Raw genomic sequence first — 6175 nt, 5'->3', positions numbered from 1 at the left:
TTCGAACCCCCGCAGGCGGGGGTTCGAAGACGGGCCCTATAGCGGCCGCCCGGCTCGGGATCAGGCCCTGGGGCCGCACCGGCTCCGGACCCCGGTGCCGGTCTCGGGTGCCCGCGCCGGTTCCGGCGGGCGCCCGGTCGGCGCGGATCCGGGGCGCGTCACCCGTCCGGGGAGGGCAACGGGCAGACTGGCGGGGTGAGTGACGAAGCCTTCAGCGGGACCGGCCCCGGGGTCCGGTTCACCGCGGCCGACGAGCAGAAGAGACGCGGCGTCCGCCGGATGAAGACCATCGCGACCGGCCTGCTGGCCTTCGCGACGCTGGTCTTCGCCCTCTCCACCTGGGCCAGGGCAGCGGGCGCCGGTGCCTGGGCCGGGTACGTGGCGGCCGCCGCGGAGGCGGGCATGGTGGGCGCGCTGGCCGACTGGTTCGCGGTGACGGCGCTGTTCCGCCGCCCGTTCGGCCTGCCGATCCCGCACACCGCCATCATCCCGACGAAGAAGGACGCCTTCGGACGCTCGCTCGGCGACTTCGTCGGCGAGAACTTCCTCTCCGCCCACGTGGTGCGCGGCCGGCTCGCGGCCCTCGGCATCGGCCGCCGGCTGGGGGAGTGGCTGGCCGCGCCGGGCAGCGCCGAACGCGTCACCAAGGAGGCGTCGGCGGCGCTGCGCGGGCTGCTCGCGGTGCTGCACGACGACGACGTGCGGGCGGTGGTCGCCGAGGCGGTCACCCGGCGGGCCGCCGCCACCTCGGTGGCCGAGCCGATGGGCCGGATGCTGGGCAAGGTCGTCGCGGACGGCGGGCACCACGGCGTGGTGGACCTGGTGGCCGTGCGGGCGCACGGATGGCTGACCGCCAACCACGAGGACGTGGTCCGCAAGGTCACCCAGAAGACCCCGGGCTGGACGCCGAAGTTCATCGACCACCAGGTCGGCGAGCGGGTCTACCGGGAGCTGCTGCGCTTCGTCACCGACATCCGGGACGACCCGAACCACCCGGCCCGCGGAGCCGTCGACAACTTCCTCGCCGACTTCGCCACCGAGCTGCAGACCGATCCGGAGACCATCGCCCGGGTCGAGCGGGCCAAGGGCGAACTGCTGAGCCGGCCCGAGGTGCAGGACCTGATCAACTCCACCTGGGGGGCCGTGCGCGCCCTGGTGACGGACGCGGCCGAGGACGAGGACAGCGAACTCCGCCGGCGCATCCGCGACGGCGTGCGCGACTTCGGCGAGCGCCTGGCCACCGACGCCAAGCTGCAGGCCAAGGTGGACGGCTGGCTCCAGGACGCGGCCCAGTACCTGGTGGAGACCTACCGGACGGAGATCACCTCGCTGATCTCCGACACGGTGGCCGGTTGGGACGCCGACGACGCCTCGCGCAAGATCGAGGCCAACGTCGGGCGCGACCTGCAGTTCATCCGGATCAACGGCACGGTGGTCGGGGCCCTCGCCGGGCTGCTGATCCACACGGTGGCGGTCGCGCTCGGGGGGTGAGCCCCGACCGCCGCTGCGGCTTCGGCCTATCCTGGGCCCCAGCTTCGCGATACGCGCGTAGAAGGAGAAGGGAACCACCGTGGTCCAGCCGGACGGAAGTCGGATCGGAAACCCCACTGGTGCCACCGCCGACCGGAGCATCGAGGCGTTCATCGCCGGGATGCCCAAGGCGGAACTGCACGTCCACCACGTCGGCTCCGCCTCGCCGCGCGTCGTCGCCGAGCTGGCCGCCCGCCACCGCGGCCGGTCCAAGGTGCCGGCCGACCCGGCCGCGCTCGCCGAGTACTTCACCTTCACCGACTTCGCGCACTTCATCGAGGTCTACCTGAGCGTCGTGGACCTCATCCGCGACGCCGAGGACGTCCGCGCGCTCACCTACGGCGTCGCCGAGGACATGGCCCGCCAGAACATCCGGTACGCCGAGCTGACCATCACCCCGTACTCCTCGGTCGCGCGCGGGATCCCCGAGGTCGCCTTCATGGAGGCCATCGAGGACGCCCGGCTGCGCGCCGAGAAGGAACTCGGCGTGGTGCTGCGCTGGTGCTTCGACATCCCCGGCGAGGCCGGGCTGGAGTCGGCCGAGGTGACCGCCCGCCTGGCCACCGAACTGGCCCCCGAGGGACTGGTCAGCTTCGGCCTGGGCGGCCCGGAGATCGGCGTGCCGCGGCCGCAGTTCAAGCCGTACTTCGACCGGGCGCGGGCGGCCGGCCTGCGCTCCGTCCCGCACGCCGGTGAGACCACCGGGCCGCAGACGGTCTGGGACGCGATCCGCGAGCTGGGCGCCGAGCGGATCGGGCACGGCACCCAGGCCGTGCACGACCCGGCGCTGCTGGACTACCTGGGCGAGCACCGCATCGCGCTCGAGGTCTGCCCGACCTCCAACATCGCCACCCGCGCCGTCGAGCGGATCGAGGAGCACCCGATCAAGCGGATGGTGGACTCCGGGCTGCTGGTGACGGTCAACAGCGACGACCCGCCGATGTTCGGCACCGACCTCAACACCGAGTACGCGGTGGCGGCGCGGCTGCTGGGCCTGGACGAGGCCGGGGTCGCGGCGCTGGCCCGCAACGCGGTCGAGGCCTCCTTCCTGGAGCAGCCCGGCAAGGCGCGGCTGACCGGCGAGATCGACGCCTACCTGGCCGCCTGGCAGCGCTGACGCCCTTCCGGTGAACCGCCCCGTCGACCCCCGGTCGGCGGGGCGGCGGCGTTCCGGGAGACGTCCCTCCGCGCGGTGCGGGGCCCTTCTCCCGCGATGGTGCCAAAGTGGTGCCACAAATGGCTCGACATGGCACCGCGCCCGTGCCATGCTTGAGCCATGGACCTCACGCCGTACGTCGAAAACCTCCGTAACGAGCTCGCGGTCGCCGCGGCCACCGGCGGGGAGGAAGCCCGCGCGCTGGCCGACCGGCTGACGCTCCCGCTGGAGTCGGCCGTGCGGCTCACCCTGCTCAACGCCCTCTCGGCCGCCATGGGCGAGGTCACCCGCGACCTCGCCCCGGGCTCGGTGGACGTCCGGCTGCGGGGCCTCGACCCCGAGTTCGTGGTGACCGCACCGCCCGGGTCCGAGGCCTTCCACGGTGATGTGCCTCCCGCTGGTCCGGTGGGGCCGCCGGCGGCTCCGATGGCGCCAGCGGTGGTGCCATCCGTGGTGCCGTCCGCGTCGTCGACGGCCTCGGAGACGGACGAGACGGGCACCGCCCGGATCAACCTGCGCCTGCCCGCGAACCTCAAGGCCCGGGCGGAGGAGGCCGCCGGGCAGGACGGCCTGTCCCTCAACGCCTGGCTGGTCCGGGCAGTCGCCGGTGCCCTGGAGGGCGGTCGGCCCGCCGTCCGCCCGGCGGCGGAGCTCGGCACCCGCCCCCCGCGCAGCGTCGGCGGCCAGAGCTTCACCGGCTGGGTCCACTGACGCCTCCGCACCACCCGAGTTCTCCGCACCACCCGAGTTCCGCAGCACCCGAGTTTTCGAACCTTCAACGTCACCCCCGCTCCGACCAGCGGGAACACCTCCACGAGTCAAGAGGACGGGACAACCATGCCTTCGTACGAGACGGACGGACCGATCTCCGCCGCCCTTGAGTTCGAGATCGGCTCGGTGTGGATCCGCGCGAGCAAGCGCACCGACGCCGTGGTCGAAGTCCGGCCGGCCAACGCCGACAGGGACGCGGACGTCAAGGCCGCGGAGCTGACCCAGGTGGACTTCTGCGGCGGTCGGCTCACCCTCAAGGGCCCCAAGCAGCGCACCGTGTTCTCCAGCAAGAAGGGCTCGATCGACGTCCTGGTCGAGCTGCCGGCCGGCTCCGAGGTCCACGCCGACTCCCCGATGGCGGACTTCGTCACCGAGGGCCCGCTCGGCGCGTGCCGGCTGAAGACCTCCCTGGGCCGGATCCAGGTCGACCGGGCCGACAGCGTGCGGCTCAAGACCGACATGGGGGACGTCCGGGTCGGCACCGTCACCGGGGACGCCGAGGTCACCGGCGGCGGCCGGATCGAGGTCGCCTCCGTGGGCGGCGCACTGACCGTCAAGAACAGCAACGGCGACACCGAGATCGACGAGGTGCACGGCGCGCTCAACGCCAACGCCTCCAACGGCAGGATCCACATCGGCCTCGCCGAGGCGGACGTGGACGCCAGGACGGCGAACGGCCACATCCGGCTCGGCCGGGTGGTCCGGGGCAGGGTCAGCCTGCAGTCCGCCGTCGGGGACGTGGAGGTCGGCATCGCGGAGGGCACGGCGGCCTGGCTCGACGTGCACAGCAAGTTCGGGGCCGTCCGCAACGCCCTCGGCATGGCGCAGGGCCCGGGCGACGCCCGGGAGACCGTCGAGGTCCGCGCCCAGACCCAGGTCGGCAGCATCACCGTCCGGAGGGCCTGATGGCGGCGATCTCCGCAGTGGGGCTGACCAAGTCCTACGGGGACAAGGCGGTGCTCAGGGGCATCGACCTGTCCATCCCGGCCGGCAGCGTCTTCGCGCTGCTCGGGCCGAACGGCGCCGGCAAGACCACCGCGGTGCAGGTCCTCTCCACCCTGATCCCGGCCGACGCCGGCTCGGTCCGGGTGGCCGGCCCCGACCTGGTCCGGCAGGCCGACGCGGTCCGCAAGGCGATCGGGGTGACCGGCCAGTTCTCGGCGGTCGACAACCTCCTCACCGCCGAGGAGAACCTGATGCTGATGGCGGACCTCAACCACCTCCGCCGTCGGGAGGGGCGGAGGCGGGCCGAGGACCTGCTGAGCCGCTTCGAACTCACCGAGGCCGCGCGCAAGCCCGTGGCCACCTTCTCCGGCGGCATGCGGCGCAAGCTCGACCTGGCGATGACACTGGTCGGCGAGCCCGAGGTGATCTTCCTGGACGAGCCGACCACCGGGCTCGACCCGCGCAGCCGGCGCACCATGTGGGAGATCATCCAGCGGCTGGTCGCCGAGCGCGGGGTGACGATCTTCCTCACCACCCAGTACCTGGAGGAAGCCGACCAACTCGCCGACCGGATAGCCGTCCTGGACGGCGGCCGGATCGTCGCCGAGGGCACGGCCGAAGAACTGAAGCGCATCGTCCCCGGCGGGCGGATCCGGCTCCGGTTCGCCGACGCCGCCCGACTCGCCGGCGCCGCAGCACTGTTCGACTACGCCACGGCCGACGCCGAGACCCTGGTGCTGGACATCCCGGGCGACAACTCCGTCCTCACGGTACGGGCCGTGCTGGACGCGCTCGACAACGCGTCCCTCCAGGCGGAGTCGCTGGTCGTGGAGACGGCGGACCTGGACGACGTGTTCCTCACACTGACCGGGGAGGGAGCGCGATGAGCGCGACGACCTATGTGGTCAGCGACTCGCTGACCATGCTGCGGCGCAACCTCAAGCGGGCGCAGCGGTATCCGGCGATGACCTTCTCGGTCGTGGTGATGCCGGTGATGATGCTGCTGCTCTTCAACTACGCCTTCGGAGGCGCGCTCGGAGCGGGCATCGGTGGCGGCAGCTACATCGACTACGTGACGCCGGGCATCGTGCTGATGACGGCGACGGCGGGCTCGGTCGCCACGGCGGTGGGCGTGTGCGTCGACATGACGGAGGGGATCGTCAACCGGTTCCGGACGATGTCGATATCACGGTCGGCGTTCCTGGCAGGGCACGTCGTCGGGAGCGTCATCCAGACGGTGATCGCCCTGGTGCTGGTGATCGCCGCGGCCTTCGCGATGGGCTTCCGTTCGAGCGCCGGGCCGGTGGAGTGGCTCGCGGCCGCCGGGCTGCTGCTCTTCGTGACGCTGGCGCTGACGTGGCTGTCGGCGGGCATCGGACTGGTGTCGAAGACCCCTGAGAGCGCGAGCAACACGCCGCTGCCGCTGACCTTCCTGCCGTTCATCGGCAGTGCGATCGTCCCGCCCGACTCGATGCCCACGGTGCTGCGCTGGTTCGCCGAGTACCAGCCCTTCACTCCCATCATCGAGACCCTGCGCGGTCTGCTGACCGGCACCGGGATCGGCACCAGCGCCTGGAGCGCCCTCGCCTGGTGCACCGGTCTCACGCTGGTCGGCTACCTCTGGTCGCGGAGGGTCTTCTACCGGCGGTGACGGGGGTACGGCCGGTAGCCCACCGGGCCCGGGGGGGGGGGGGGACCCCCCCCCCCCGCCGGCGGGGGGTGGACCCCGCCGACCACGCCGGGGCGTGCCCGCCGAGAGGGCGCCACGGGGAT

Annotated in this window: 6 protein-coding genes; all 6 read left to right on the top strand. The window is 72.7% G+C overall.

Annotation, left to right across the window (positions count from 1 at the left end; all coding sequences use genetic code 11):
• Nucleotides 1–195: 195 nt before the first annotated feature.
• Entirely contained in the window at nucleotides 196–1491 is a 1296-nt protein-coding gene (locus tag ABT247_RS30950; RefSeq protein ID WP_350749239.1) for a DUF445 domain-containing protein, read from the top strand.
• A 79-nt stretch (nucleotides 1492–1570) separates the two neighbouring features.
• On the top strand, nucleotides 1571–2647 hold the full coding sequence (locus ABT247_RS30945; RefSeq protein ID WP_392900440.1) for an adenosine deaminase: 1077 nt from the start codon (nucleotides 1571–1573) through the stop codon (nucleotides 2645–2647).
• A gap of 159 nt (nucleotides 2648–2806) precedes the next feature.
• On the top strand, nucleotides 2807–3397 hold the full coding sequence (locus ABT247_RS30940) for a toxin-antitoxin system HicB family antitoxin (protein WP_350749236.1): 591 nt from the start codon (nucleotides 2807–2809) through the stop codon (nucleotides 3395–3397).
• 126 nt (nucleotides 3398–3523) lie between these two features.
• A complete protein-coding gene (locus tag ABT247_RS30935) occupies nucleotides 3524–4363 on the top strand; it encodes a DUF4097 family beta strand repeat-containing protein (protein ID WP_350749234.1) in 840 nt (279 codons plus the stop codon).
• Nucleotides 4363–5289 (top strand): ATP-binding cassette domain-containing protein, encoded by a 927-nt coding sequence (locus ABT247_RS30930; RefSeq protein ID WP_350749231.1) that lies wholly within the window; start codon nucleotides 4363–4365, stop codon nucleotides 5287–5289. Before ABT247_RS30935 ends, ABT247_RS30930 begins: the two co-directional genes overlap by 1 nt.
• Nucleotides 5286–6053 (top strand): ABC transporter permease, encoded by a 768-nt coding sequence (locus ABT247_RS30925; protein ID WP_350749228.1) that lies wholly within the window; start codon nucleotides 5286–5288, stop codon nucleotides 6051–6053. Before ABT247_RS30930 ends, ABT247_RS30925 begins: the two co-directional genes overlap by 4 nt.
• The last annotated feature ends 122 nt before the right edge of the window (nucleotides 6054–6175 follow it).

Origin of the sequence: Kitasatospora sp. NPDC001539, from assembly GCF_040298565.1 — a bacterium.
Lineage (GTDB): Bacteria > Actinomycetota > Actinomycetes > Streptomycetales > Streptomycetaceae > Kitasatospora.
Note: the sequence above shows the minus strand (reverse complement) of the source record. Positions and strands in the feature narration are given on the sequence as shown.

Excerpts from the sequence above, each read along its gene's own strand:
- ABT247_RS30935 (WP_350749234.1), top strand. The coding sequence starts at position 3,524 with ATGCCTTCGTACGAGACGGACGGACCGATCTCCGCCGCCCTTGAGTTC.
- ABT247_RS30930 (WP_350749231.1), top strand. The coding sequence starts at position 4,363 with ATGGCGGCGATCTCCGCAGTGGGGCTGACCAAGTCCTACGGGGACAAG.
- ABT247_RS30925 (WP_350749228.1), top strand. The coding sequence starts at position 5,286 with ATGAGCGCGACGACCTATGTGGTCAGCGACTCGCTGACCATGCTGCGG.
- ABT247_RS30940 (WP_350749236.1), top strand. The coding sequence starts at position 2,807 with ATGGACCTCACGCCGTACGTCGAAAACCTCCGTAACGAGCTCGCGGTC.